The sequence below is a fragment of the Enterobacter cloacae complex sp. P24RS genome, assembly GCF_014982165.1.
GTDB classification, from domain to species: domain Bacteria; phylum Pseudomonadota; class Gammaproteobacteria; order Enterobacterales; family Enterobacteriaceae; genus Enterobacter; species Enterobacter quasihormaechei.
On sequence record NZ_JADCKU010000003.1, the window covers coordinates 332023 to 357219 of the forward strand.

The 25197-nt window shown below is 57.8% G+C and carries 27 protein-coding genes; 19 read left to right on the forward strand and 8 right to left on the reverse strand.

Translation table 11 applies throughout. The annotated features are described in order from the left end of the window. Positions 1–2 precede the first annotated feature (2 nt). From agaV to INF58_RS04230, 10 genes are all read left to right on the forward strand, one after another. A complete protein-coding gene (agaV, locus tag INF58_RS04185; RefSeq protein WP_063451076.1) occupies positions 3–476 on the forward strand; it encodes a PTS N-acetylgalactosamine transporter subunit IIB in 474 nt (157 codons plus the stop codon). A 10-nt stretch (positions 477–486) separates the two neighbouring features. After that, a complete protein-coding gene (agaW, locus tag INF58_RS04190) occupies positions 487–1266 on the forward strand; it encodes a PTS N-acetylgalactosamine transporter subunit IIC (protein ID WP_063451075.1) in 780 nt (259 codons plus the stop codon). Next, a complete protein-coding gene (agaE, locus tag INF58_RS04195; protein WP_063451074.1) occupies positions 1256–2134 on the forward strand; it encodes a PTS N-acetylgalactosamine transporter subunit IID in 879 nt (292 codons plus the stop codon). The genes agaW and agaE overlap by 11 nt, the downstream gene beginning before the upstream one ends. 16 nt (positions 2135–2150) lie before the next feature. After that, complete coding sequence (gene agaF, locus INF58_RS04200) at positions 2151–2585, forward strand: PTS galactosamine/N-acetylgalactosamine transporter subunit IIA (RefSeq protein WP_063867601.1); 435 nt, start codon at positions 2151–2153, stop codon at positions 2583–2585. Continuing rightward, positions 2582–3715, forward strand: a complete 1134-nt coding sequence (gene nagA / locus INF58_RS04205; RefSeq protein WP_193527078.1) for an N-acetylglucosamine-6-phosphate deacetylase — start codon at positions 2582–2584, stop codon at positions 3713–3715. The genes agaF and nagA overlap by 4 nt, the downstream gene beginning before the upstream one ends. A gap of 246 nt (positions 3716–3961) precedes the next feature. Then, on the forward strand, positions 3962–5107 hold the full coding sequence (locus INF58_RS04210) for an SIS domain-containing protein (RefSeq protein ID WP_193527079.1): 1146 nt from the start codon (positions 3962–3964) through the stop codon (positions 5105–5107). 12 nt (positions 5108–5119) lie between these two features. After that, positions 5120–5992, forward strand: a complete 873-nt coding sequence (gene kbaY / locus INF58_RS04215; protein ID WP_107533950.1) for a tagatose-bisphosphate aldolase subunit KbaY — start codon at positions 5120–5122, stop codon at positions 5990–5992. 117 nt (positions 5993–6109) lie between these two features. Further along, positions 6110–7681, forward strand: coding sequence for a maltose/glucose-specific PTS transporter subunit IIBC (gene malX, locus INF58_RS04220; protein WP_063867597.1), 1572 nt, complete (start codon positions 6110–6112; stop codon positions 7679–7681). 12 nt (positions 7682–7693) lie between these two features. Beyond that, a complete protein-coding gene (locus INF58_RS04225; RefSeq protein ID WP_193527080.1) occupies positions 7694–8866 on the forward strand; it encodes a MalY/PatB family protein in 1173 nt (390 codons plus the stop codon). Positions 8867–8881: 15 nt separating this feature from the next. Next, on the forward strand, positions 8882–10771 hold the full coding sequence (locus INF58_RS04230) for an enterotoxin (protein WP_193527081.1): 1890 nt from the start codon (positions 8882–8884) through the stop codon (positions 10769–10771). Between the two features lie 19 nt (positions 10772–10790). Here the strand turns inward: INF58_RS04230 and INF58_RS04235 are convergent, their stop codons facing one another. Together INF58_RS04235 and rsmI are read right to left on the reverse strand one after the other, a co-directional pair. Beyond that, on the reverse strand, positions 10791–11771 hold the full coding sequence (locus tag INF58_RS04235; protein ID WP_193527082.1) for a Fic family protein: 981 nt from the start codon (positions 11769–11771) through the stop codon (positions 10791–10793). A gap of 5 nt (positions 11772–11776) precedes the next feature. Continuing rightward, positions 11777–12640, reverse strand: coding sequence for a 16S rRNA (cytidine(1402)-2'-O)-methyltransferase (gene rsmI / locus INF58_RS04240; RefSeq protein WP_000809144.1), 864 nt, complete (start codon positions 12638–12640; stop codon positions 11777–11779). A gap of 61 nt (positions 12641–12701) precedes the next feature. On the opposite strand from rsmI, the gene INF58_RS04245 reads away from it, so the two are divergent. Genes INF58_RS04245 through dolP form a run of 4 tightly spaced genes read left to right on the forward strand, consistent with a single transcriptional unit; the run spans position 12702 to position 16390 of the window. Next, positions 12702–14840, forward strand: coding sequence for a penicillin-binding protein activator (locus INF58_RS04245; RefSeq protein ID WP_193527083.1), 2139 nt, complete (start codon positions 12702–12704; stop codon positions 14838–14840). After that, positions 14798–15193 carry a YraN family protein gene (locus tag INF58_RS04250; RefSeq protein WP_063867592.1) on the forward strand — a complete coding sequence of 132 codons (396 nt, stop codon included), beginning with the start codon at positions 14798–14800 and terminating at the stop codon, positions 15191–15193. Before INF58_RS04245 ends, INF58_RS04250 begins: the two co-directional genes overlap by 43 nt. 21 nt (positions 15194–15214) lie before the next feature. Beyond that, positions 15215–15805 (forward strand): DnaA initiator-associating protein DiaA, encoded by a 591-nt coding sequence (gene diaA / locus INF58_RS04255; RefSeq protein ID WP_003861754.1) that lies wholly within the window; start codon positions 15215–15217, stop codon positions 15803–15805. A 9-nt stretch (positions 15806–15814) separates the two neighbouring features. Beyond that, the gene (dolP, locus tag INF58_RS04260; protein WP_006812102.1) at positions 15815–16390 is read left to right on the forward strand and encodes a division/outer membrane stress-associated lipid-binding lipoprotein; all 576 of its coding nucleotides are present in this window, start codon (positions 15815–15817) and stop codon (positions 16388–16390) included. A gap of 49 nt (positions 16391–16439) precedes the next feature. Here dolP and INF58_RS04265 read toward each other — a convergent pair whose 3' ends face one another. Together INF58_RS04265 and INF58_RS04270 are read right to left on the reverse strand one after the other, a co-directional pair. Further along, the gene (locus INF58_RS04265; protein ID WP_063451062.1) at positions 16440–17477 is read right to left on the reverse strand and encodes a permease; all 1038 of its coding nucleotides are present in this window, start codon (positions 17475–17477) and stop codon (positions 16440–16442) included. Between the two features lie 40 nt (positions 17478–17517). After that, on the reverse strand, positions 17518–18162 hold the full coding sequence (locus INF58_RS04270) for an NAD(P)H-binding protein (protein WP_193527084.1): 645 nt from the start codon (positions 18160–18162) through the stop codon (positions 17518–17520). 128 nt (positions 18163–18290) lie between these two features. Here INF58_RS04270 and INF58_RS04275 point away from each other — a divergent pair, with 128 nt between their 5' ends. Continuing rightward, complete coding sequence (locus tag INF58_RS04275; RefSeq protein ID WP_028014537.1) at positions 18291–18809, forward strand: type 1 glutamine amidotransferase domain-containing protein; 519 nt, start codon at positions 18291–18293, stop codon at positions 18807–18809. Here INF58_RS04275 and INF58_RS04280 read toward each other — a convergent pair. Further along, on the reverse strand, positions 18789–19223 hold the full coding sequence (locus INF58_RS04280) for a YhbP family protein (protein ID WP_064909989.1): 435 nt from the start codon (positions 19221–19223) through the stop codon (positions 18789–18791). The two genes, INF58_RS04275 and INF58_RS04280, sit on opposite strands and share 21 nt — an antisense overlap. A gap of 14 nt (positions 19224–19237) precedes the next feature. Between INF58_RS04280 and INF58_RS04285 the strand changes: the two genes are divergently transcribed. Beyond that, positions 19238–19567 carry a GIY-YIG nuclease family protein gene (locus INF58_RS04285; protein WP_107533965.1) on the forward strand — a complete coding sequence of 110 codons (330 nt, stop codon included), beginning with the start codon at positions 19238–19240 and terminating at the stop codon, positions 19565–19567. Here INF58_RS04285 and INF58_RS04290 read toward each other — a convergent pair. Both INF58_RS04290 and INF58_RS04295 read right to left on the reverse strand, forming a co-directional pair. Then, positions 19554–20057 (reverse strand): GNAT family N-acetyltransferase, encoded by a 504-nt coding sequence (locus INF58_RS04290; RefSeq protein ID WP_064909991.1) that lies wholly within the window; start codon positions 20055–20057, stop codon positions 19554–19556. The genes INF58_RS04285 and INF58_RS04290 overlap by 14 nt on opposite strands. After that, positions 20051–20575 carry an SCP2 domain-containing protein gene (locus tag INF58_RS04295; RefSeq protein ID WP_131636448.1) on the reverse strand — a complete coding sequence of 175 codons (525 nt, stop codon included), beginning with the start codon at positions 20573–20575 and terminating at the stop codon, positions 20051–20053. Before INF58_RS04295 ends, INF58_RS04290 begins: the two co-directional genes overlap by 7 nt. 221 nt (positions 20576–20796) lie before the next feature. Here INF58_RS04295 and INF58_RS04300 point away from each other — a divergent pair, with 221 nt between their 5' ends. The 3 genes from INF58_RS04300 (at position 20797) to INF58_RS04310 (ending at position 23764) form a co-directional block, all read left to right on the forward strand. Beyond that, the gene (locus INF58_RS04300; protein ID WP_063451056.1) at positions 20797–21792 is read left to right on the forward strand and encodes a peptidase U32 family protein; all 996 of its coding nucleotides are present in this window, start codon (positions 20797–20799) and stop codon (positions 21790–21792) included. A 7-nt stretch (positions 21793–21799) separates the two neighbouring features. Beyond that, complete coding sequence (locus INF58_RS04305; protein ID WP_193527085.1) at positions 21800–22678, forward strand: U32 family peptidase; 879 nt, start codon at positions 21800–21802, stop codon at positions 22676–22678. Between the two features lie 78 nt (positions 22679–22756). Further along, positions 22757–23764 (forward strand): luciferase-like monooxygenase, encoded by a 1008-nt coding sequence (locus INF58_RS04310; RefSeq protein ID WP_193527086.1) that lies wholly within the window; start codon positions 22757–22759, stop codon positions 23762–23764. A 95-nt stretch (positions 23765–23859) separates the two neighbouring features. Here the strand turns inward: INF58_RS04310 and mtr are convergent, their stop codons facing one another. Continuing rightward, the gene (mtr, locus tag INF58_RS04315) at positions 23860–25104 is read right to left on the reverse strand and encodes a tryptophan permease (protein ID WP_193527087.1); all 1245 of its coding nucleotides are present in this window, start codon (positions 25102–25104) and stop codon (positions 23860–23862) included. Positions 25105–25197: the final 93 nt, after the last annotated feature.

Genomic DNA, 25197 nt, shown 5'->3' on the forward strand with positions numbered 1-25197 from the left:
CTATGCCAAACATTGTCTTATGCCGCATTGATGAGCGCCTGATCCACGGACAGGTGGGCGTGCAGTGGGTGGGGTTTGCGGGGGCAAACCTGGTGCTGGTGGCAAATGACGAGGTTGCAGACGATCCGGTTCAACAAAACCTGATGGAAATGGTGCTCGCGGAAGGCATCGCCGTGCGTTTCTGGTCTTTGCAAAAGGTCATCGACAACATTCATCGCGCCGCTGACCGCCAGAAAATTCTGCTGGTCTGCAAATCACCGGCTGATTTTTTAACGCTGGTAGAGGGCGGCGTACCCATCACCCGTATCAACGTCGGAAATATGCATTATGCCAGTGGCAAACAGCAAATTGCCAAAACGGTATCTGTAGACGCGAACGATATCGCCGCGTTTAACGGCCTGAAGGCGGCCGGCGTGGAATGCTTCGTTCAGGGCGTTCCAACAGAGACTGCTTTGGATCTCTTTAAACTGCTCTGAGGGATTCACAATGGAAATCAGTCTTTTGCAGGCTTTCGCGCTCGGGCTTCTCGCCTTTATCGCGGGCCTGGATATGTTTAACGGCTTAACACACATGCACCGTCCGGTGGTGCTCGGGCCGCTGGTTGGCCTGATACTGGGCGACCTGCACACCGGTATTCTGACCGGCGGTACCTTAGAACTGGTCTGGATGGGCCTGGCGCCGCTGGCGGGCGCGCAGCCGCCGAACGTGATTATCGGCACCATCGTTGGCACCACGTTTGCCATTACCACGGGCGTGAAGCCGGATGTCGCCGTTGGGGTCGCCGTACCGTTTGCCGTGGCGGTGCAGATGGGTATTACGTTCCTCTTCTCCGTGATGTCCGGCGTAATGTCCCGCTGCGATCGCATGGCGGCCAACGCGGACACCGACGGCATTGAGCGAGTCAACTATCTGGCGCTGCTGGCGCTCGGCGTTTTTTATTTCCTGTGCGCGTTTCTGCCCATCTACTTTGGGGCCGAACACGCGAAAACCGCCATTGCTATTCTGCCGGAGCGTCTGATCGACGGTCTCGGCGTCGCGGGCGGCATCATGCCAGCGATCGGCTTCGCCGTGCTGCTGAAGATCATGATGAAAAACGTTTACATCCCTTACTTCATTATCGGTTTTGTCGCCGCGGCCTGGCTGAAGCTTCCGGTGCTGGCGATTGCGGCGGCTGCGCTGGCGATGGCGCTGATCGACCTGCTGCGTAAGTCGCCTGAACCGACGACGCCTGCGGCCCAGAAAGAGGAATTTGAAGATGGCATCTAATCACACCACCCTGCCGGGCGCGTCCGTCAGTGAAGAGACGCTGCTGAGCGGCGTGAATGAAAACGTCTATGAAGACCAGACCATTGGCGCGGAGCTGACCAAAAAAGACATTAACCGCGTGGCCTGGCGCTCCATGCTGTTACAGGCCTCGTTCAACTACGAGCGTATGCAGGCCTCCGGCTGGCTGTACGGGCTGCTGCCCGCGCTGAAAAAGATCCACACCAATAAACGGGACCTGGCGCGCGCCATGAAGGGCCATATGGGCTTCTTCAACACCCATCCGTTCCTGGTGACCTTTGTTATCGGCATTATTCTGGCGATGGAACGATCAAAGCAGGACGTGAACAGCATTCAGAGCACGAAAATTGCCGTCGGTGCGCCGCTCGGAGGCATTGGTGACGCCATGTTCTGGCTGACCCTGTTACCCATCTGCGGCGGTATTGGTGCCAGCCTGGCGCTACAGGGCTCCATTCTTGGCGCGGTGGTTTTTATCGTGCTGTTCAACGTGGTGCATCTCGGCCTGCGCTTTGGCCTGGCGCACTATGCCTACCGAATGGGTGTCGCCGCGATCCCGCTGATCAAGGCCAACACCAAAAAGGTTGGCCATGCTGCGTCCATTGTCGGGATGACGGTAATTGGTGCGCTGGTGGCAACCTATGTCCGCCTGAATACCACACTCGAGATTAAAGCCGGGGATGCGGTCGTCAAACTGCAAACCGACGTGATCGACAAGCTGATGCCGGCGTTTTTGCCGCTGGTCTACACCCTGACCATGTTCTGGCTGGTACGCCGTGGCTGGAGCCCGCTGCGCCTGATTGGTATCACCGTGGTGCTGGGCGTTGTCGGTAAATTCTGTCACTTCCTGTAAAAGCAAAGAGGTTGCGATGTTAGGCATTATTTTGACGGGTCACGGCGGCTTTGCCAGCGGGCTTGAACAGGCGATGAAGCAGATCCTCGGCGAACAGCCGCAGTTTATCGCCATCGATTTTCCGGAAAGTTCCACCACTGCGCGGCTGACCGCGCAGCTTGAGCAGGCAGTGACTGAACTGGACGCAGAGCACGATATTGTGTTTCTCACCGATCTTCTCGGCGGGACACCGTTTCGTGTGGCCTCTACCCTCGCGATGCAGCGGCCCGGCAGCGAAGTGATCGCCGGCACTAACCTCCAGCTTTTGCTGGAGATGGTGCTGGATCGCGACGGATTAAGCAGCGAAGCGTTTCGTTTGCAGGCGCTGGAGTGCGGCCATCGCGGCCTGACCAGCCTGGTGGATGAGCTAGCCCGCTGTCGCGAGGACGTGCCCGCCGGGGAAGGGATATGAGCCAGGTGCTGCGCGCGCGTCGTCTGCTTACCGGGCAGGGCTGGCTGGATGACCACCAGCTGCGTATCGAAAGAGGCGTCATCACCGCCATCGAGCCGATACCGGCAGGGGTTAACGTCCGCGAGGCGGACCTGCTTTGCCCGGCATATATCGATATCCACGTTCACGGCGGCGCGGGAGTGGACGTGATGGATGATGCACCCGACGTGCTGGACCGGTTAGCCATGCATAAAGCACGTGAAGGTGTGGGGGCGTTTTTACCCACCACCGTCACCGCTCCGCTGGAGGCGATCCATGGCGCGTTAAGGCGTATTACCCGACGCTGTCATGCCGGTGGCCCCGGCGCGCAGGTTCTGGGGAGCTATCTGGAAGGCCCGTACTTTACGCCGCAGAATAAAGGGGCGCACCCGCCAGAACTGTTTCGCGAACTGGATCTTGCGGAACTTGATGCGCTGATTGCGGTTTCGCAGGACACGCTGCGGGTTGTGGCGCTGGCCCCGGAAAAAGCGCACGCCCTGAAGGCGATCCATCACCTCAGCCAGAAAGGGATACGCGTCATGCTGGGCCACAGCGCCGCTACATACGCGCAGACCCTTGCCGCATTTGACGCAGGCGCAGCCGGGCTGGTGCACTGCTACAACGGCATGACGGGGTTACACCACCGGGAGCCCGGCATGGTTGGCGCCGGGCTGACGGACCCACGCGCGTGGCTGGAGCTGATTGCCGACGGTCACCACGTTCACCCTGGAGCCATGCGGCTGTGTTGTTGCTGTGCGAAGGATCGCACGGTGCTGATTACCGATGCCATGCAGGCGGCGGGGATGCCCGACGGGCGCTATACGCTATGTGGTGAAAATGTCGAGATGCAGGGCGGCGTTGTCCGCACGGCCTCCGGCGGGCTGGCGGGCAGCACGCTCGCGCTGGATGCCGCCGTGCGACATATGGTGGAGCAGACGGGGGTTCCCGCAGAGAACGCTATTCATATGGCCTCGCTGCATCCCGCCCGTCTGCTCGGTATGGACCACCTGCTGGGATCGTTAGCGCCAGGCAAACGCGCCAACATTATTGCGCTGGACGCAGGTTTACACCTCCGGCAGATCTGGCTTCAGGGTCAGGTGTTTTCGCTATAGCCCTTTCACAGTCTGCTCTGTTGGCCTTACGGAATGCGATCGTAAGGCCTTTCTTTTCCTTTCCTTAATCTTTACCTTTCCTTTCGCGATCACACTTTTCGTTTTATTTCTTTTTCGCCATTGAACTTTCGATTTCTTTTCTATAGATTTTCTTTAACTGCTTAAGTGAACAAGTGAAACGAAACGAAAGATAGCGACACGTTTGCCAGCGTCTGATGTGGAATTCACACGACTAAGGACTGAGTTATGCCACAAACCACTACCGCCACCACCGGCACCTGGACCGAAAAAGAGATCCGCCAGCAGCCAGCCAGCTGGCTTCGCTCGCTCAGCAATATCGATAACTTGCGCGCGTCGATCGACGGTTTTCTGACGCCACTGTTGCGCAAGCCCGATCTGCGGATCGTTCTGACCGGTGCGGGCACGTCCGCTTTTATCGGTGACATCATTGCGCCATGGCTTGCCAGCCGCACAGGGAAAAACATTACCGCGATCCCAACGACCGATCTGGTCACCAATCCGATGGATTATTTCAGCCCTGCGCACCCGCTGCTGCTGGTCTCTTTTGCCCGTTCCGGCAACAGCCCGGAGAGCGTCGCCGCCGTTGAGCTGGCGAACCAGTTTGTGCCGGAGTGCTACCACCTGTCGATCACCTGTAATGAAGCGGGCAGCCTGTACCAGAATGCCGTCGACAGCGATAACGCCTGCCCTCTGCTCATGCCGGCTGAAACGCACGATCGCGGGTTCGCGATGACAAGCAGCATCACCACCATGATGGCGAGCTGCCTGGCGGTATTCGCACCGGAAACGATCAACAGCAAAACGTTCCGCGACGTATCCGATCGCTGTCAGGCGATCCTCACGTCGCTCGGCGATTTCAACCACGGCGTTTTTGGTAACGAACCGTGGAAGCGCATCGTTTATCTGGGCAGCGGCGGACTACAGGGCGCCGCGCGGGAATCTGCGCTGAAGGTGCTGGAGCTGACCGCCGGCAAGCTGGCGGCATTCTACGATTCGCCAGCGGGTTTTCGTCACGGGCCTAAGTCGCTGGTAGACAACGAAACGCTGGTCGTCGTGTTTGTCTCCAGCCATCCGTATACGCGTCGGTACGATCTGGATCTGCTCGCCGAGCTGCGTCGCGATCGCCAGGCCATGCGCGTGGTAGCCATTGCAGCCGAAACGGATCCGGTCATTGAAGCGGGCCCGCATATCCTGCTGCCGCCTTCCCGTGCGTTTAACGATATGGAGCAGGCGTTCTGCTTCCTGATGTACGCCCAGGTCTTTGCACTCACCCAGTCCCTGCACGTTGGCAATACGCCGGATACGCCGTCCGCCAGCGGTACGGTTAACCGTGTGGTCCAGGGCGTTGTTATTCATCCGTGGCAGGCTTAAGAGGACAGGCTCATGAGCATTATTTCTACCAAATACCTTTTGCAGGACGCGCAGACGAAGGGCTATGCCGTTCCGGCCTTTAACATCCACAACGCCGAGACGATCCAGGCGATCCTCGAAGTCTGTAGCGAAATGCGCTCGCCGGTGATCCTCGCGGGTACGCCGGGTACGTTTAAACATATTGCACTGGAAGAGATTTACGCCTTGTGCAGCGCCTATTCCCACACTTATGACATGCCGCTGGCGCTCCACCTCGATCACCATGAATCGCTGGACGACATTCGCCGCAAAGTCCATGCCGGCGTACGCAGCGCAATGATCGACGGCAGCCACTATCCGTTTGAACAAAACGTGAAGCTGGTGAAGTCGGTCGTCGATTTCTGCCACCTCAACGACTGTAGCGTCGAGGCCGAGCTGGGACGACTGGGCGGGGTGGAAGATGACATGAGCGTCGACGCCGAAAGCGCGTTTCTGACCGACCCGCAGGAAGCGAAACGCTTTGTCGAGCTGACTGGGGTGGACAGCCTCGCCGTTGCCATCGGTACCGCACACGGCCTCTATACCAAACGGCCAAAAATCGATTTCCAGCGGCTGGCCGAGATCCGCGAGGTGGTGACGGTGCCTCTGGTGCTGCACGGCGCGAGCGATGTGCCGGATGAGGACGTGCGCCGCACCATTGAGCTGGGCGTCTGCAAAGTGAACGTTGCAACAGAACTGAAAATCGCCTTCTCCGACGCCGTTAAAGCCTGGTTTGCCGAAAACCCGCAGGGCAACGATCCGCGCTTCTACATGCGCGTCGGCATGGATGCCATGAAGGAGGTGGTCAGAAGCAAAATCACCGTTTGCGGCTCGGCAAACCGACTGCTGCTTCCGGCTGAAGCCTGATCCCATCGCGCATTACATCAATACCTAAAAAATAACTATAAGCCTCGCAAATATGAAGGCGCGTCCTTAAGCCGGACAGCGCCTTCCATTATCCTAAAAAATCCGAGGAGTCCCTACATGACACAGGAAAAGTCGTTTAAATCGAAAGCGTGGGCGTTTTTCCAGAGCCTGGGAAAGACCTTTATGTTCCCGGTGTCCCTGCTTGCCTTTATGGGGCTGCTGCTGGGTATTGGCAGTTCCGTTACCAGCCCCTCCACCATCAAAAGTTTTCCTTTTCTGGGCGGCGAGTTAACGCAGCTCACCTTTGGTTTTATCGCCATGGTCGGCGGATTTGCCTTTACCTACCTGCCGCTGATGTTTGCCATGGCGATCCCGATGGGCCTTGCCAAACGCAATAAAGCGGTAGGCGCCTTTGCCGGATTCGTTGGCTACATGCTGATGAACATGAGCATCAACTATTACCTGACCGCCACCCACCAGCTTGCCGATGCCGCCACCATGAGACAGGTGGGACAATCGATCGTACTGGGGATCCAGACCCTGGAGATGGGCGTGCTGGGCGGCATCGTGGTGGGGGTCATCACCTACTTCCTGCACGAACGCTTTCAGGACACGGTGCTGCACGACGCCTTTGCCTTCTTTAGCGGCATTCGTTTTGTCCCGATTATTACCGCCCTCACCCTGTCGCTGGTCGGTTTGTTCATCCCCCTGCTGTGGGAATATGTGGCGATGGGCATTGCCGGGATTGGTCATATTATCCAGAGCACCAGCGTTTTTGGGCCGTTCCTGTATGGCGTGGGCGTGCTGCTGCTCAAGCCGTTTGGCCTGCATCATATTCTGCTGGCAATGGTGCGCTTCACCCCGGCGGGCGGCGTGGAAATGGTCAACGGCCATGAGGTGGCCGGTGCGCTGAATATTTTCTACGCCGAGCTGAAGGCCGGACTGCCGTTTAGCCCGCACGTTACGGCATTTTTATCGCAAGGTTTTATGCCGACCTTTATCTTCGGCCTGCCTGCCGTGGCCTATGCCATCTACCGCACCGCGCGCCCGGAGAACCGTCCGGTGATTAAAGGGCTGCTGCTTTCCGGCGTGCTGGTTTCGGTGGTCACCGGCATTTCGGAGCCGATTGAGTTCCTGTTCCTGTTTATCGCCCCTGTGCTTTATGCCTTCCATATCGTTATGTCGGGCCTGGCGCTGCTGGTGATGGCGCTGCTCGGCGTCACCATCGGCAATACCGACGGCGGTATTCTGGACCTGCTGATCTTCGGCGTCATGCAGGGAACGTCGACCAAATGGTATCTGCTGTTCCCGGTGGGTATTGCCTGGTTTGCTATCTACTTCTTCGTCTTCCGCTGGTACATCCTCAAACACGATATTAAAACGCCGGGCCGTGAGGTTGACGCGCAGGGTGCGCTCCAGGCGGTGGAAGCCAATACCCGGGCACGTGGAAAATCGAAATACGATCATGGGCTTATTCTTCGTGCGCTTGGCGGCAAAGAGAATATTGAGTCGCTCGACAACTGCATTACCCGCTTGCGTCTGGTAGTGAAAGATATGGGGCTTATCGACCAGCAGGCGCTGAAGGCCGCGGGCGCCCTGTCCGTCGTGGTGCTTGATGCCCACAGCGTTCAGGTGATCATCGGCCCGCAGGTGCAGAGCGTCAAAACCGGCATTGAAGCCTTAATTTAACAGGGGGTCGTTGTGTTTGATTTCGACAGGATCATTGAGCGTAAAAGCGATAAGTGCCGTAAATGGGATCATGCGTTTGTGTGCTCGCGTTTCGGTGATGTTCCGGAGGGATTTATCCCGCTGTGGATAGCAGATATGGACTTCACCTCGCCACCCGCCGTAACTGAAGGCTTCCAGCGCATCGTGGAGCATGGCACCTTCGGTTATACCTGGTGCTTCGACGAATTCTACGATGCGGTCATCGCCTTCCAGCGCATCCGTCATCAGGTTGAGGTGGAGAGGTCATGGATCACCCTGACCTACGGCACCGTGTCCACGCTGCACTATACGGTTCAGGCGTTCTGCACACCCGGCGACTGCGTGATGATGAACACCCCGGTGTACGATCCGTTTGCCATGGCGACGCAGCGACAGGGCGTGCAAGTACTCGCCAACCCGCTGCGCGTGGAAGATAACCGCTACCAGCTTGATTTTAACCTCACCGAAGCGCTGCTCAGAACGCACCGGCCCGCGCTGTGGTTCTTCTGCTCGCCGCATAACCCCTCCGGCAGGATCTGGCGCGCGGATGAGATCCGCCAGGTCTCCGAGCTCTGCAAACGCTACGGCACCATTCTGGTGGTTGATGAGGTGCACGCGGAACATATTCTCGACGGCACGTTCGTGAGCTGTTTGACCTCCGGTTGCGCCGCGCTGGATAACCTGATTGTGCTGACCTCCCCGAATAAAGCGTTCAATCTGGGGGGGCTGAAAACATCCTACTCGATGATTCCAGACGATTCGCTGCGCCAGCGCTTCCGTCAGCAGCTTGAGAAGAACTCCATTACCTCGCCAAATATCTTCGGCGTGTGGGGGATTATTCTGGCCTATCAGCACGGCCTGCCGTGGCTCGACGCGCTGAACGGTTATCTGCGCGGCAATGCCCGCTACCTGGCGGATGCCATTCAGACCCACTTCCCGGCGTGGAAGATGATGAACCCGGAGTCGTCGTATCTCGCCTGGGTAGACGTCAGCGCGGACGATCGCAGCGCGACGGCGCTCACCCAACATTTCGCAAAACAGGCTGGCGTGGTCATCGAAGACGGCAGCCACTACGTCCAGAACGGCGAAAACTACCTGCGGATTAACTTCGGCACCCAGCGCTACTGGCTGGAGCAGTCCATCAACCGAATGCTGAAGCATTACTGATAAGGATCTTACCCGATGAAAAAAGTGCTCACACTCTCGCTGCTGGCGCTTTGCGTGTCCCACGGCGCGGCGGCAGCGAACTACGCGCTCAGCAACGACGCTATTGCCCTCTCGTTTGATGATGCAAACGCAGCGGCCGTGGTGAAGGACAGCAGGGCTAACCATCCGCTCGCGCCGCAGGAGCTGTTCTTTCTGACGCTGCCGGATGAAACAAAAATCCATACCGCTGATTTTAAAATCAAGCACGTCGAAAAGCAGGACAACGCGATTGTCGTCGATTTTACGCATCCGGATTTTAACGTGACGGTGAAGCTGAACCTGGTGAAGGCTAAATACGCCAGTATCGATTACACCATCGCTGCGGTCGGCCAGCCGCGGAACGTGGCGAAAATTACCTTCTTCCCGACGAAAAAGCAGTCCCAGGCGCCTTACGTTGACGGGGCGATCAACAGCTCGCCAATCGTGGCCGACTCATTCTTCATTCTGCCAGACAAACCGATTGTAAATACTTACGCTTATGAAGCCACCACGAACCTGAACGTCGAACTGAAAACGCCCATTCAGCCTGAAGCGCCGGTCAGCTACACCACCTGGTTTGGCACCTTCCCGGAACCCGGTCAGCTGCGCCGCAGCGTGAACCAGTTTATTGATGCCGTGCGTCCGCGGCCGTACAAGCCTTATCTGCACTACAACAGCTGGATGGACATCGGCTTCTTTACCCCGTACTCCGAGCAGGATGTGCTGGGGCGGATGGACGAATGGAACAAGGAATTTATCGCCGGGCGCGGCGTAGCGCTGGACGCGTTCCTGCTGGACGATGGCTGGGACGATCGCACCGGACGGTGGCTGTTTGGCCCGGCATTCAGCAACGGTTTCGGCAAGGTCAGGGAGAAAGCCGACAGCCTGCACAGCTCGGTTGGGCTGTGGCTTTCACCGTGGGGCGGCTACAACAAGCCGCGCGATATTCGCGTCTCGCATGCAAAAGAGTACGGATTTGAAACCGTAGACGGGAAGCTGGCGCTGTCAGGGCCGAACTACTTTAAAAACTTTAACGATCGGATCATCAAGCTGATCGAAAACGAGCACATTACCTCGTTTAAGCTCGACGGCATGGGCAACGCCAACTCGCATATCAAGGGGAGCCCGTTTGCCTCGGATTTCGACGCGTCAATCGCCCTGCTGCATAACATGCGTAGCGCCAACCCAAACCTGTTTATCAACCTGACAACCGGCACCGACGCCAGCCCGTCCTGGCTATTCTACGCTGACGCGATCTGGCGTCAGGGCGATGATATCAACCTGTACGGCCCCGGCACGCCGGTACAGCAGTGGATGACCTACCGCGATGCCGAAACCTGGCGATCCATCGTGCGCAAAGGTCCGCTGTTCCCGCTGAACTCGCTGATGTATCACGGGATTGTCAGCGCCGAAAATGCGTATTACGGTCTGGAGAAGGTGCAAACGGACAGCGATTTTGCCGACCAGGTGTGGAGCTACTTCGCAACCGGCACCCAATTGCAGGAACTGTACATCACGCCATCCATGCTCAACAAGGCGAAGTGGGATACCCTGGCGCAGGCCGCAAAATGGTCGCGTGAGAATGCCAGCGTGCTGGTGGATACTCACTGGATTGGCGGTGACCCGACTGCGCTTCAGGTTTACGGCTGGGCTTCCTGGAGCAAAGACAAAGCGATTTTTGGCTTACGCAACCCGTCGGATAAGCCGCAACGTTACTATCTGGATTTAACGAAAGATTTTGAGATCCCAGCAGGAGAGCGTTCGCAGTTCACCCTGAAAGCCGTGTACGGCAGTAATTCAACCGTACCGGAGGAGTATAAAAACGCCGTGGTGATCACCCTGCAACCGCTGGAAACGCTGGTGTTTGAGGCGATGCCTGGGAAATAAAAAGTGTTCAGCTGGCAGGTTAAGGCATGACCTGCCAGCTTCCCCCTTTCCTTGCCCCCAGGCGTTTTAATTTACCCTTTGTTTGCAAAGAACGAAGATAACGTTCCGCAGTGCGGGAAGTCACCCCCAATACAGAGGCCAACATCACCGCAGTCATTTGCGGTTGAACGGTAAGCAGCTCAAGGATAGTGTTTTCCTTTTCCGACAATTCTTCCGACATTTTTTCCGACATGACGGATGTCATATCGATGCCTTCCCGCAAAGCTTCGGCCAAATTTTGTAACATAAACGCCACGAATGCCGTGCAATCACTGGCCCGATCGCATTGTCCTAAAATCTGGTAATAGCGCGATTGCTGGAAGTGAATGAGTGTTTCAACGGGCAGCCATGCAAGTTCTGCACGCCACTGGCTTAAGATCAACGTTTGCCACAGCCGCCCCATGCGTCCATTTCCATCCGAAAAGGGATGAATAAATTCGAACTCGTAGTGAAATACCGAGCTGGCAATCAACGGGTGAAGATCGGTCTGCTTAAGCCAGGAAAGAAGATCGTCGATAAGGCGGTTCATTTGTGACGCTGGCGGGGCCATGTGGACTAACTGGTTTCCACGGTACACCCCTACGTCCCCCTTTCTGAGCTTTCCGGGGTGATCGACCAGACCCATCATCAATAATCGGTGTGCACTGAGTAAGTCGTTGAGCTTCCAGGGCTTCCATTCGTTCAATTTCTCATATGCCAGGATAGCATTGCGTACTTCCTGAATATCTTTTTCAGGTGCAAGCACGCGTTTGCCATCCATGATTGCCGTCACCTGTCCGGTCGTTAATGAGTTATGTTCGATGGCCAGGGAAGCCTGAATAGTGCGTATCCTGTTCTCTTTGCGCAGTAAGGGTGATGTTCTGCCTGAATGAGCCGCCCAGTGCCCCAATAGTTCACCAATCTCAACAACCTGATTAAGAATAAATGGCGTGATAGTAAATGGCGGCTGATAGCGGCTCATGTCACTTACTCCCCCTGCTGCTCCAGCGCGTATTTATACAGCGCATTTTTCTTCACGCCGTGGATCTCTGCCGCCAGCGCAGCCGCTTTTTTCAGAGGAAGTTCAGCCTGTAGCAGGGCCAGCGTACGCAGCGCATCGGCAGGCAGGGCGTCTTCCTGCGCTTTATGCCCTTCGACAATCAGCACCATTTCGCCCTTGCGGCGGTTTTCATCCTCTTTCACCCACGCCAGCAGCTCGCCGACCGGCGCACCGTGAATGGTTTCCCACGTTTTGGTCAGCTCGCGCGCCAGCACAACGTAGCGTCCTTCGCCCCAGACGGTCACCATATCTTCCAGGCTTTCCAGCAGGCGGTGCGTGGATTCGTAGAAAATCAGGGTACGCGGTTCGGCTTCCAGATCCTTTAACACGTCGCGGCGGCCTTTGGATTTGGCGGGCAGGAAACCTTCGTAGCAGAAACGATCGGACGGCAGACCCGCCGCGCTTAATGCGGCAATGGCAGCACACGGCCCCGGCAGCGGCACCACGCGTATCCCGGCTTCACGGCAAGTGCGCACCAGATGGTAACCCGGATCGTTAATAAGCGGCGTACCCGCATCAGAGACCAGGGCGATGTTCTGCCCTTCCTTAAGCTTCGCCACCAGCGTTTCGGCTTTTTGTTGCTCATTGTGATCGTGCAGGGCAAACAAACGGGCGTTAATGGCAAAGTGTTGCAGCAGTAAACCGGTATGACGGGTGTCTTCAGCAGCAATTAAATCAACAGCTTGCAATACAGTGAGTGCACGTTGGGTAATATCAGACAAATTCCCGATAGGAGTAGGTACAATATAAAGCTGGCCTTGAGAATTATCTGCCGTTTCGTGTTGTTTCATTGTCTCGTCCGTATTGCCGATTTAATATTGAGCATTGCGTAAAAAAATCACTGGATACAGTATGGTACCGTTAACGTTTCTTCGAAAAAAAGCCGCGCACAGCGTGCCCCTCCTGCTGGCAGCCCTGATCTTTACAGGCTGCGGCACCCAGGCACCCGACCAGAGCACTGCTCATATGCAGGGATCCGCTCAGGCTGATTCTGGCTTTTATCTGCAACAAATGTCGCAGAGTACAAATGATACCAGGATCAACTGGCAATTACTCGCCATTCGTGCACTGCTGAAGGAAGGCAAAACCCAGCAGGCCGCCGAGCTTTTCAGCCAGCTGCCGAAGGAGCTTAACGACGAGCAGCGTCGTGAGCAGACCCTGCTGTCGGCTGAACTGAAGGTTGCGCAGAAAGATGACGACGGCGCGAAGAAGATCCTCGGCACCATCGATCTAAGCACCCTGGATAAAAATCAGCAGGCCCGTTTCTGGCAGGCCGGTATCACCGCTGAGCAGGGTCGCCCTTCCCTGACGCTACTCCGCGCGCTGATTGCCCAGGAGCCTCTGCTCGCGGGCGCGGACAAGCAGAAAAATATTGACGCCACCTGGCAGGCGCTCGCCTCCATGACCCAGGATCAGGCCAGGACGCTGGTGATTAATGCCGATGAAAATATCCTGCAAGGCTGGCTGGATTTGCAACAGATGTGGTTCAACAACCGCAGCGATCCGGACATGCTGAAAGCCGGTATTACCGACTGGCAAAAGCGCTACCCGCAAAACCCGGGGGCAAAAATGCTGCCAACGCAGCTGGTGAACGTGCAAAACTTTAAGCCCGCTTCCACCAGCAAAATCGCCCTGCTGCTGCCGTTAAACGGCCAGGCAGCGGTGTTTGGACGCGCCATTCAGCAAGGTTTTGAAGCCGCCAAAAACGGCACTACCGCCGTCAACGGCAGCGCGGTTCCGGCACAGGCTGCACAGGCGGCAAACGTGAATGACGTTGTCAGCCCGTCGGCTGCTGAAACCGAAGACCTGACCACCGCGCAACCCCCTGCGCAGGGCACCATGCAGAACCCGGTTACCGCCCCAACGACACCAGCCGCTGCCCCAGCGCCTGCTGCGACGCAGGCACCGGCTGAAACTCAGGCGCCCGTCACGGCAGAACAGCCTCAGCCGCAAGCCGCGCAGCCGGAACAGCAGCCAGCGGCCCAGCAGCAGGCTGTGGCAACCACCAGCGCTAACCCTGGTGCAGAACTGAAAATTTACGACACCAGCGCCCAGCCGCTCGATCAGGTGCTGGCGCAGGTTCAGCAGGACGGGGCCAGCATCGTTGTCGGCCCGCTGTTGAAAAACAACGTGGAAGCGCTGATGAAGAGCAACACCACGCTGAACGTGCTGGCGCTTAACCAGCCTGAGCAGGTACAGAACCGCGCCAACATCTGTTACTTCGCGCTCTCTCCGGAGGATGAGGCTCGCGATGCGGCGCGTCATATTCACGAGCAGGGTAAACAGGCGCCGCTGCTGCTGATCCCGCGCAGCGCGCTGGGCGACCGCGTCGCCAACGCGTTTGCGCAGGAGTGGCAGACCCTGGGCGGTGGCGTGGTGTTGCAGCAGAAATTTGGCTCCGCGTCCGAACTGAGAGCGGGCGTGAACGGCGGTGCAGGTATTGCTCTTAACGGTAGCCCGGTCTCCGCCAGCCTGCCGCAGCAGCAGAGCGTCACCATCGGCGACCTGACCATCCCGGCGCCACCTACCGACGCGCAGATCAGCGGCGGCGGTAAGGTGGATTCGGCGTATATCGTCGCGACGCCGGAAGAGATCGCCTTTATCAAACCGATGATCGCCATGCGTAACGGCAGCCAGAGCGGCGCAACGCTCTACGCCAGCTCACGCAGCGCGCAGGGTACCGCAGGCCCGGATTTCCGTCTGGAAATGGATGGGCTGCAATACAGCGAAATCCCTATGCTGGCAGGCAGTAACCCCCAGCTGATGCAGCAGGCGCTGGGCGCGGTGCGCAATGATTATTCTCTGGCGCGTCTGTACGCAATGGGCGTCGATGCCTGGGCGCTGGCAAACCACTTTACCCAGATGCGTCAGGTACCGGGCTTTGAGCTTAACGGTAATACCGGCGATCTGACCGCCAATGAGGATTGTGTGATTAACAGGAAGTTATCATGGCTCAAATACCAGCAGGGGCAGATCGTCCCGGCCAGTTAAGCCGTAAGCAGACCGGCGACGCGTGGGAGTTAAAAGCGCGCCGCTGGCTTGAAGGCAAAGGACTGCGTTTTGTCGCCGCCAACGTTCGCGGGCGCGGCGGCGAAATTGACCTGATCATGAAAGACGGTCATACCATCGTGTTTGTTGAAGTACGCTACCGACAGTCGTCCCGTTTTGGCGGTGCTGCCGCCAGCGTGACGCTCGCCAAACAACAAAAATTATTACAGACTGCCCACTTGTGGCTTGCCCGCCATAATGGGAGTTTTGATACTGTGGATTGCCGTTTCGATGTGGTAGCCTTCACCGGAAATGCGATCGACTGGCTTAAAAACGCGTTTGGCGAAGACGCATAAATAAGATTTTAAAGGGATACCGTGCTCGAACGAATTAAAGTGTGCTTCACAGAAAGCATTCAAACGCAGATTGCCGCGGCGGAAGCCCTGCCGGACGCGATCTCTCGTGCAGCGATGACGCTGGTTCAGTCGCTGCTCAACGGCAACAAAATCCTCTGTTGTGGCAATGGCACGTCCGCCGCCAACGCACAGCATTTTGCTGCCAGCATGATCAATCGCTTCGAAACCGAGCGCCCAAGCTTACCTGCCATTGCACTAAACACCGATAACGTGGTCTTAACTGCGATTGCCAACGATCGTCTGCATGACGAAATTTACGCCAAGCAGGTGCGCGCCCTAGGCCATGCCGGAGACGTGCTGCTGGCAATCTCCACGCGCGGTAACAGCCGGGATATCGTTAAGGCGGTTGAAGCGGCAGTCACCCGGGACATGACGATTGTCGCCCTGACCGGCTACGACGGCGGTGAGCTGGCTGGCCTGCTGGGGCCGCAGGATGTGGAGATCCGCATTCCTTCGCACCGTAGCGCCCGCATCCAGGAGATGCACATGCTCACGGTGAACTGCTTATGCGATCTGATCGATAACACGCTTTTCCCTCACCAGGATGATTAAGGAGTTCTCATGAAGGTTTTATCGGCCCTTGCAGTCGTAATGTCTGCATTACTGCTTCAGGGATGCATCGCTGCCGCTGTCGTCGGTACCGCAGCGGTCGGCACCAAAGCAGCGACCGATCCGCGTACCGTTGGGACGCAGGTGGATGACGGTACGCTTGAGCTGCGCGTGAACAGTGCGCTGTCGAAAGACGAACAGATCAAGAAGGAAGCACGCATCAACGTGACGGCCTATCAGGGCAAAGTGCTGCTGGCAGGACAGGCGCCAAACCCTGAACTCGCCTCCCGCGCCAAACAGATCGCGATGGGCGTAGAAGGGACGGCGGAAGTGTTTAACGAGATCCGCCAGGGCCAGCCGATTGGTCTCGGCACCGCGTCATCTGATACCTGGATCACCACCAAGGTGCGTTCCCAGCTGTTGGGTACTGACCAGGTGAAATCCTCAAACGTGAAGGTGACCACGGAGAACGGCGAAGTGTTCCTGCTGGGTCTGGTGACAGAACGTGAAGGGAAAGCGGCAGCGGATATCGCCAGCCGGGTGAGCGGCGTGAAGCACGTCACCACCGCCTTTACCTACATCAAGTAATTCCCACCTGGCAGTAAGCCCGGTAGCGCTAGCGCCACCGGGCTTTCTTTCACACAAGCGCCATACTCCCCACAATCACGCCGCTTAACGCCACCAGCCCCGCCGTCAGCCACAGCGCTTTTGCCGGGAATGACTTACGCAGCATGATAAGCGACGGCAGGCTTACCGCCGGCAGCGTGATGAGCAGCGCCAGCGCTGGGGCGGTTCCCATGCCGGCCATCATCATGGTCTGAATGATCGGGATTTCCGCCGCGGTGGGGATCACGAACAGGCATCCGGCCACCGCCATCGCAATCACCCACATCAGCGTGTTGTCGATAGCGCCATCCGCATGCGGGAACAGCCAGACGCGCGCCGCTCCCAGCACCAGCACGGCCAGGATATAGACCGGGATAGTGCTCCAGAAAAGCTGCCACAGCGCTTTGCCCCAGCGAGCAAAAAAATTGCCCTGCGGCTCGCTGACGTCCAGCTCAACGGAAGAAGGCCCGGCCTCGTTGTCTTTCACCAGGTGCTGCACCAGCGTAGCGACAAGCACCACCGTCAGCAGGCCAGCCGCCAGGCGGATAAACGCGAAGTGCCAGCCGAGAACAAAGCCCATAAACACCAGCGTCGCCGGGTTCAGCAAGGGGTTACCCATCCAGAAGGCAAGCGCGCCGCCCATCGACACACGCTGACGGCGCATACCCGCCGTCACGGGTGCAGCGCAGCAGGAGCACATCATGCCCGGCAGGGAGAAAATCGTTCCCAGCAGCGTGCCCTGCAAGCGCGGCTGTCCTAAGGTTTTCACCAGCCAGTTGCGCGGGATGAGTACCTGAATCAACGAGCCCAGCAGCACGCCCAATACCGCCGCTTTCCAGACGGCAAGAAAATAGACCATTGCGTAATCCCACGCCGCGCGTAGCGGGCTGGAATCGGCCTGCGCGAGAATCGATTTACCGATGCTGTGGGTGTCGGCGGCGGTGAAGGCTTTGCCGTAGTACGGCTGCCATTTCACATACCAGAGGCCAATGATGACCACGAGAAAGAAAAGCGCGGGCTTCCACCACTGAACGGGTGTTGCCGCCTGAGATGAAGACTGACCAGTCATACCATTCCCCGGAAGGTGTTATTTAATAAGCCGGGGAAGTTTACGCCTCGCCCTGCGCGATTTCACGCAGTTTTGCCGAAGGGATAATATTAACCCCCTTCTGCGACGGAGCCAGCGCCTCTTTCAGCATCGCCTGCGCCACGTCCCGCGCTTCGATAGACTTCCAGTTGCCCGGCAAAATGCGAAACAGCGGCGCGAAAAATGACTCGTTAAAACGCCGTTCGTCGCGGTGGCCCATCAGCATGGAAGGCCGGACAATTGTCAGGCGCTCCCACTTCTGCGCAATCAGCGCCTCTTCCATTTTGCCCTTCACCTTGTTGTAGAAAAACGGCGAACTGGCGTTTGCCCCGTGGGCGCTGACCACGAGGAAATGCTTTGCACCCAGCTTTTTCGCCGTCAGGGCGGTATCCACCACCAGCGTGTAATCCGCATGGACGAACGCTTCTTTTGTGCCCGCTTCACGTCGGGTGGTGCCAAGGCAGCAAAAAGCGATATCAATGGGATCCTGCACCTGCGCCAGCGCGTCGGTGAGCTGCGGATCGTGCGGGTTATAGACGCCAGAGATGTCCAATAGCGGGCGGCGCGTCGGGGCGGCAATATAGTTGATATGCCGGTCCTGGATCAGCAGCCGCAGCAGATGTCCACCCACCAGCCCGGTTGCGCCGGTAATCAGTACCTGACTCATCTTATCCCCTTTACAGAATTGTCCGTTTGCGGTTTGGGCCTGCTCTACCACACTTAAAAGTCTGTTACCGGTAAGTATTTACCACAAACGGGAAAAAAACAGTCTGAAGCGAAAACAACGGAGGAAGCATGGGTAAGAAAATCGCAGTCTTGATTACCGACGAGTTTGAAGATTCAGAATTTACGTCGCCAGCAGAGGCATTCCGCAAGGCAGGCCATGAGGTCATCACCATTGAGAAAGAAGCGGGTAAAACCGTGAAGGGCCACAAGGGCGAAGCCAGCGTGACCATCGACGAGTCCATCGATAACGTCAGCCCGTCAGATTTCGACGCCCTGCTGTTACCGGGCGGCCATTCACCGGATTCCCTGCGCGGGGACGAGCGTTTCGTCACCTTTACCCGTGACTTCGTCGGCACCGGCAAGCCGGTCTTTGCCATCTGTCACGGCCCGCAGCTGCTGATCAGCGCGGAGGTGGTGCGCGGGCGTAAGCTCACCGCGGTGAAGCCGATCGTTATCGATCTGAAAAACGCCGGCGCCGAGTTTTACGATCAGGAAGTGGTTAACGACAATGACCAGCTGATCACCAGCCGTACGCCGGACGATCTTCCGGCGTTTAACCGCGAAGCGCTACGCCTGCTCGGCGCGTAGCCAGTGAAGCTTCTTGCCAAAGCCCAGGGTGTTGTCGGTAAATTTCAGCTCATCAACGCGGATTTCCCACACCGGGGCTTTTAGCGCAGCGGCAACCGGGAAGCGGCGCGTATAGCGTTTACGCTGCGCGTCGCTTTCTTCACCTTCCAGGCGACGAATTTCGCCTTTGAACTGCACCCCGCGGATCAGCGCGACGGTCTTGGGCTGGCCATTGACCGTGCCCGCCACTTTCGCCTGTTGGCCCGTCATCCGGGCATGCCGCGTTTTGTCTTCGCTCATCACGTAAAAGGCCACGCGCTCAGGATCGTAGTAATAGAACGCGTTCGCGCACCACATCTCCTCGTCTTTACAGACGCACCAGGTCACGACGTGCTGCTTTGCCAGCCAGCGGTTAATGACGTCCAGTGTTTCCATTTTCGCTCTCTCTCATGCTATGGTGCGTTCACCTTAACATACTGAATCCGTTTACCGTGTGCTGGTTTCTCTATCTTGTCCGAACCGCTGATAACGCTCTCTACACCGGGATCACTACCGACGTGGCGCGGCGTTTTTTGCAGCATCAAACGGGAAAAGGGGCGAAAGCCCTGCGGGGGAAAGGGGAATTGCAGCTGGCTTTTTCAGCCCCTGTCGGCGAGAGATCCCTCGCGCTCAGGCTGGAATACCGCATTAAGCAGCTGACGAAGCGCCAGAAAGAGCGCCTCGTTACCGGAGACGGCTCTTTTGAGGCGCTGCGCGCGAGCCTGATTAAAAGCGATTGAAGTGGTCGTGGTATTCCACCAGACCGTTCACGCCGTCCAGCGCATCGTCCGCCAGAGGATGCACCAGGAACGACGTTTCCGTGCCCGGCCAGTGGCAGCGCAGATCGTATTTAGCCGCAGGCTCAAAGCCTAAACGTTCGTAGAAGGCCGGATCGCCCAGAACGACGACGGCGGCATAGCCAAATTCATTCAGTGAATCCAGCCCTTCATAGACCAGCTGGCGCGCCAGACCCTGACCACGGTAGTTTTCGTCCACCGCCAGCGGCGCCATGCCGACCCACTGTAACTCTTCGCCCTGCACAATCACCGGACTGAACGCCACGTAGCCGACCACCTGCCCCTCATCGTCGGTGGCAACCAGACCCAGCGTAATCAGGCCATCTTCGCGGAGATCGTGTACCAGCTGGGCTTCGGCGTCGCCTGCAAAAGAGCGGCGTAACAACGCATCGATACCCGGCGCATCAATCCCAATTTCGACTCGAATCAGCATGGTTCACCTACTGAAGTGTGTTTACCGTCGGGCGGGGTTTTCAGCCCGGCCTCAACGAAATCTGCCATTTGCATCAGCATCATACGCAGCGCTTTCGGCATCTGCTCCAGCTCAATGGCATCCATTAAATTCTTCACGTACAGACCGAGCTCCGTGTCGCCTTCAATCACCAGACGACGCTGGAAGAACAGCGTATCAGGATCCTGCTTGCGCGCGGCGATCATCAGCAGATCGCTGGCATCCGCGCTGAAGCTGACATCCGCCTCGGCGGACTCACGTACGATCAGCCGATCGTTCTCAACGGACGTAAACCAGCGCAACCCGATATCGCGCACTTCAATCTTTAGCCAGCGGCCTTCCAGAAACTCCAGCTCGCCGTCCTGTAGCGCCTGGCGGAACTGCCAGCTCAGCACCTGTTCCAGCACCTGGCGCTTAAGCGCGAATGGCGCCAGCTTGACCGGCACGCTCAGCATTGATGGGCCAAATTGTACGAGACGTGAACGCAGTTTATCCAGCACGAGCTTTACTCCCTGATAGCTATAATCCTGCTATTTTGCCATATCCCGGCAAGAAGATAGCGGCGTAAATCAACAAACCGTTGTCCGGTATACCTCATTATTGGTGCCATCAATACGCCATTAGCTGCCTTAAATCAAAAATTGTCGCGTATGGGTTAATTAAAATCCCAGCTCGTTAACATTTTTTACGATCCCTGCGATCGACAACATCGGGATAAATTATGGAGCTGCTCTGCCCTGCCGGAAACCTTCCGGCGCTTAAGGCGGCCATCGAAAATGGGGCCGATGCGGTCTATATCGGGCTGAAGGATGATACCAACGCCCGCCATTTTGCGGGTCTTAACTTTACGGAGAAAAAGCTTCAGGAAGCCGTCAACTTCGTTCACCAGCACCGCCGTAAGCTGCACATCGCCATCAATACCTTTGCCCATCCTGATGGCTATGCCCGCTGGCAGCGTGCCGTGGATATGGCAGCCCAGCTGGGCGCCGACGCGCTGATCCTGGCCGACCTCGCCATGCTTGAGTATGCGGCAGAACGTTATCCGCATATTGAGCGCCACGTCTCTGTTCAGGCATCGGCCACCAATGAAGAGGCCGTACGTTTTTATCATCAACACTTTGACGTGGCCCGCGTGGTGCTGCCGCGCGTGCTCTCTATTCATCAGGTTAAGCAGCTGGCGCGCGTCACGCCAGTACCGCTGGAGGTTTTTGCCTTCGGCAGCCTGTGCATCATGGCGGAAGGACGCTGCTATCTTTCTTCCTATCTCACCGGGGAATCGCCCAATACCGTCGGCGCCTGCTCACCTGCCCGCTTCGTTCGCTGGCAGCAGACGCCGCAGGGTCTGGAGTCGCGCCTGAACGATGTGTTAATCGACCGCTATCAGGACGGTGAAAACGCGGGCTACCCGACGCTGTGCAAAGGCCGCTATCTGGTGGACGGCGAACGCTACCACGCGCTGGAGGAGCCCACCAGCCTCAACACGCTGGAGCTGCTGCCGGAACTGCTGGCCGCCAATATTGCCTCGGTGAAAATCGAAGGCCGCCAGCGTAGCCCGGCCTACGTGAGCCAGGTGGCAAAGGTGTGGCGTCAGGCCATCGACCGCTGCATGGCAGACCCGCAGAACTACGCACCACAGGCGGCCTGGATGGAGACGCTCGGCGCAATGTCCGAAGGCACGCAAACCACGCTCGGCGCGTATCACCGTAAATGGCAGTGAGATACCCATGAAATATTCATTAGGGCCGGTGCTTTACTACTGGCCAAAAGAGACGCTGGAAGATTTTTACCAGCAGGCGGCTAACAGCAGCGCCGATGTGATTTACCTCGGTGAAGCGGTGTGCAGCAAGCGCCGCGCCACCAAAGTGGGCGACTGGCTGGAGATGGCGAAAAGCCTCGCCGGCAGCGGTAAGCAGGTGGTGCTCTCGACGCTGGCGTTGGTACAGGCGTCCTCTGAACTGGGCGAGCTGAAACGCTACGTGGAGAACGGCGAGTTTCTGCTGGAGGCGAGCGACCTGGGCGTGGTGAACATGTGCGCCGAACGTAAGCTGCCGTTTGTCGCCGGGCATGCGCTGAACTGCTATAACGCGGTGACCCTGCGCCTGCTGCTTAAGCAGGGAATGACCCGCTGGTGTATGCCGGTGGAGCTCTCCCGCGACTGGCTGGCCAACCTGCTCACTCAGTGTGAAGAACTGGGCATTCGCAACAAGTTTGAAGTGGAAGTGCTGAGCTACGGCCACCTGCCTCTGGCCTACTCTGCCCGCTGCTTCACCGCGCGCTCGGAAGATCGTCCAAAAGACGAATGCGAAACCTGCTGTATTAAGTACCCGAACGGGCGCAGCATGCTGTCGCAGGAGAATCAGCAGGTGTTTGTTCTGAACGGCATTCAGACCATGAGCGGTTACGTCTATAACCTCGGCAACGAGCTGGCGTCGATGGACGGACTGGTGGACGTGGTGCGCCTTTCGCCGCTGGATACCAGCGTGTTCGCGATGCTGGACGCCTTCCGCGCCAATGAAAACGGCGCGTCGCCGCTGCCGCTTGTGGCAAACAGCGACTGTAATGGCTACTGGAAACGCCTCGCCGGTCTGGAGCTTCAGGCGTAAAAAAGGCTCACTTTGTTAACAACGGTTAGTAAACTTTAATGCAGTATTAAAGATTCACCGTCGACAAAGTGAGCTGTTATGACTGATAAAACCCTTCCGTTTTCGGTGCTGGATCTGGCGCCGATCCCACAAGGCTCCTCGGCAAGAGAAGCCTTCACGCACTCTCTCGATCTCGCTCAGCTGGCCGAAAAGCGGGGCTATCACCGCTACTGGCTGGCGGAGCACCACAACATGGTCGGCATCGCCAGCGCCGCTACATCGGTGCTGATTGGCTATCTGGCAGCGAATACCACCACTCTGCACCTTGGCTCCGGTGGCGTGATGCTGCCGAACCACGCCCCGCTGGTGATAGCCGAGCAGTTCGGGACGCTGAACACCCTCTATCCGGGCCGTATTGATTTAGGCCTTGGCCGCGCACCGGGCAGCGACCAGCCAACCATGCGCGCCCTGCGTCGCCACATGAGCGGCGATATCGACAACTTCCCGCGCGATGTGGCCGAGCTGGTGGACTGGTTCGACGCGCGGGATCCTAACCCGCACGTGCGCCCGGTCCCGGGCTACGGTGAGAAGATCCCGGTTTGGCTGTTGGGCTCAAGCCTCTACAGCGCGCAGCTCGCCGCCCAGCTGGGGCTGCCGTTCGCGTTCGCCTCCCACTTCGCGCCGGATATGCTGCATCAGGCGCTGCACCTCTACCGTACGAACTTCAAACCGTCCGAGCGTCTGGAGAAGCCGTACGCGATGGTGTGTATCAACATCATTGCCGCTGACAGCAATCGCGACGCGGAATTCCTGTTTACTTCCATGCAGCAGGCGTTTGTGAAGCTGCGCCGCGGCGAGACGGGCCAGCTTCCGCCGCCGGTGGAGAATATGCATAAGCTGTGGTCGGCCTCCGAGCAGTATGGCGTGCAGCAGGCACTGAGCATGTCGCTGGTGGGTGATAAGACAAAAGTGCGTCACGGGCTGGAAGCAGTGCTGCGTGAAACGCAGGCGGATGAGATTATGGTCAACGGCCAGATTTTCGATCACCAGGCGCGTTTGCACTCATTTGATTTGGCGATGCAGGTGAAAGAAGAATTGCTGGGGTAGTTTTTTGCCGGATGGCGGCTTCGCCTTATCCGGCCTACGGTTTTCACCCTCTCCCTGTGGGAGAGGGTCGGGGTGAGGGGATCAGGCTGCACGATTTACTGGTACACAGGCAACAGGTTAAAGCTCGACAGCACGTGCACCACCGCGTTACCCACCCCAAAGACCAGGATCAGCGCAATCATCGGTTTATCGCCCCAGACGCGGAATTTAGGGCTGCCGAAGCGTTTACGTGATTTACGTGCCAGCAGCGCCGGCACAATCGCCGCCCAGATGGTGGCCGCCAGTCCGGCATAGCCGATGGCATACAGGAAACCGTTCGGCCACAGCAGGCCGCCGACAATCGGTGGCAGGAAGGTCAGCAGCGCGGTTTTGAAGCGCCCCATAGCAGAATCATCAAAGCCAAACAGATCCGCCAGGTAGTCAAACAGGCCCAGCGTCACGCCGAGGAATGAGCTCGCCACGGCAAAGTTGGAGAAGACCACCAGCAGCAGATCCAGACTCCGGCTGTTCAGTACGCCGCTCAGAGCCTGCACCAGCACATCAATGTTACCGCCCTTCTGTGCAATGCCGATAAACTCCGGGCGCGGGATGTTGCCCATTGTCCCCAGCAGCCAAATCACATACAGCCCAAGCGCCAGCAGCGTGCCGTAGACCAGGCATTTCACAATGGTGCGCGGATCCTTGCCGTAGTACTTCATCAGGCTCGGCACGTTGCCGTGGTAGCCGAACGACGCCAGACAGAACGGCAGGGTCATCAGCAGATACGGCGTGTAGGAGGCATTCACTTCCGCAACGTTAAACAGCGTGGCGGGCGTGACGTGCCCCAGCAGGCTGCCGAAGGTCAGGAAGAAGGTGATGACCTTGGCGCCCAGCACGATCGCCGTCATGCGGCTCACCGCTTTGGTGCTCATCCAGACGATAAACGCCACGCCCAGCGCAAAGCACAGCCCCGCCAGACGCGCCGGAACGTTCAGCGACATCTCCGAAAAGGTGTGATGCAAAATCGACCCGCTCGCCGAAATGTACGCATAGGTCAGAATGTAGAGCACAAACGCGATGGACAGGCCGTTCACCAGGTTCCAGCCTTTGCCCAGCAGATCCCGGGTGATGGTGTCAAAGCTGGAGCCGATGCGGTAGTTGAGGTTGGCCTCAAGGATCATCAGCCCGGAATGGAGCATACAGAACCAGGTGAAGACCAGCGCCGCCAGCGACCAGAAAAACCACGCACCGGACATGACCACAGGCAGGGAAAACATCCCGGCACCAATGATGGTTCCGCCGATGATCACCACGCCGCCAAGCAGCGAAGGTGACGTTTGGGTGGTGGTTAGTGTTGCCATACGGCCTTTTCTCCAGTGAAAAATGTGGTTCTGCATGTTAGTGTGTTGCACTGTACCAGTACAAGAGTACAAAAGGAATAAAAAAAGCCCCGA

Coding starts and splice junctions, on each gene's coding strand:
- agaV (WP_063451076.1), top strand. CDS start 3: ATGCCAAACATTGTCTTATGCCGCATTGATGAGCGCCTGATCCACGGA.
- agaW (WP_063451075.1), top strand. CDS start 487: ATGGAAATCAGTCTTTTGCAGGCTTTCGCGCTCGGGCTTCTCGCCTTT.
- agaE (WP_063451074.1), top strand. CDS start 1,256: ATGGCATCTAATCACACCACCCTGCCGGGCGCGTCCGTCAGTGAAGAG.
- agaF (WP_063867601.1), top strand. CDS start 2,151: ATGTTAGGCATTATTTTGACGGGTCACGGCGGCTTTGCCAGCGGGCTT.
- nagA (WP_193527078.1), top strand. CDS start 2,582: ATGAGCCAGGTGCTGCGCGCGCGTCGTCTGCTTACCGGGCAGGGCTGG.
- INF58_RS04210 (WP_193527079.1), top strand. CDS start 3,962: ATGCCACAAACCACTACCGCCACCACCGGCACCTGGACCGAAAAAGAG.
- kbaY (WP_107533950.1), top strand. CDS start 5,120: ATGAGCATTATTTCTACCAAATACCTTTTGCAGGACGCGCAGACGAAG.
- malX (WP_063867597.1), top strand. CDS start 6,110: ATGACACAGGAAAAGTCGTTTAAATCGAAAGCGTGGGCGTTTTTCCAG.
- INF58_RS04230 (WP_193527081.1), top strand. CDS start 8,882: ATGAAAAAAGTGCTCACACTCTCGCTGCTGGCGCTTTGCGTGTCCCAC.
- INF58_RS04235 (WP_193527082.1), bottom strand. CDS start 11,771: ATGAGCCGCTATCAGCCGCCATTTACTATCACGCCATTTATTCTTAAT.
- rsmI (WP_000809144.1), bottom strand. CDS start 12,640: ATGAAACAACACGAAACGGCAGATAATTCTCAAGGCCAGCTTTATATT.
- INF58_RS04245 (WP_193527083.1), top strand. CDS start 12,702: ATGGTACCGTTAACGTTTCTTCGAAAAAAAGCCGCGCACAGCGTGCCC.
- INF58_RS04250 (WP_063867592.1), top strand. CDS start 14,798: ATGGCTCAAATACCAGCAGGGGCAGATCGTCCCGGCCAGTTAAGCCGT.
- dolP (WP_006812102.1), top strand. CDS start 15,815: ATGAAGGTTTTATCGGCCCTTGCAGTCGTAATGTCTGCATTACTGCTT.
- INF58_RS04265 (WP_063451062.1), bottom strand. CDS start 17,477: ATGACTGGTCAGTCTTCATCTCAGGCGGCAACACCCGTTCAGTGGTGG.
- INF58_RS04270 (WP_193527084.1), bottom strand. CDS start 18,162: ATGAGTCAGGTACTGATTACCGGCGCAACCGGGCTGGTGGGTGGACAT.
- INF58_RS04275 (WP_028014537.1), top strand. CDS start 18,291: ATGGGTAAGAAAATCGCAGTCTTGATTACCGACGAGTTTGAAGATTCA.
- INF58_RS04280 (WP_064909989.1), bottom strand. CDS start 19,223: ATGGAAACACTGGACGTCATTAACCGCTGGCTGGCAAAGCAGCACGTC.
- INF58_RS04285 (WP_107533965.1), top strand. CDS start 19,238: ATGCTATGGTGCGTTCACCTTAACATACTGAATCCGTTTACCGTGTGC.
- INF58_RS04290 (WP_064909991.1), bottom strand. CDS start 20,057: ATGCTGATTCGAGTCGAAATTGGGATTGATGCGCCGGGTATCGATGCG.
- INF58_RS04300 (WP_063451056.1), top strand. CDS start 20,797: ATGGAGCTGCTCTGCCCTGCCGGAAACCTTCCGGCGCTTAAGGCGGCC.
- INF58_RS04305 (WP_193527085.1), top strand. CDS start 21,800: ATGAAATATTCATTAGGGCCGGTGCTTTACTACTGGCCAAAAGAGACG.
- INF58_RS04310 (WP_193527086.1), top strand. CDS start 22,757: ATGACTGATAAAACCCTTCCGTTTTCGGTGCTGGATCTGGCGCCGATC.
- mtr (WP_193527087.1), bottom strand. CDS start 25,104: ATGGCAACACTAACCACCACCCAAACGTCACCTTCGCTGCTTGGCGGC.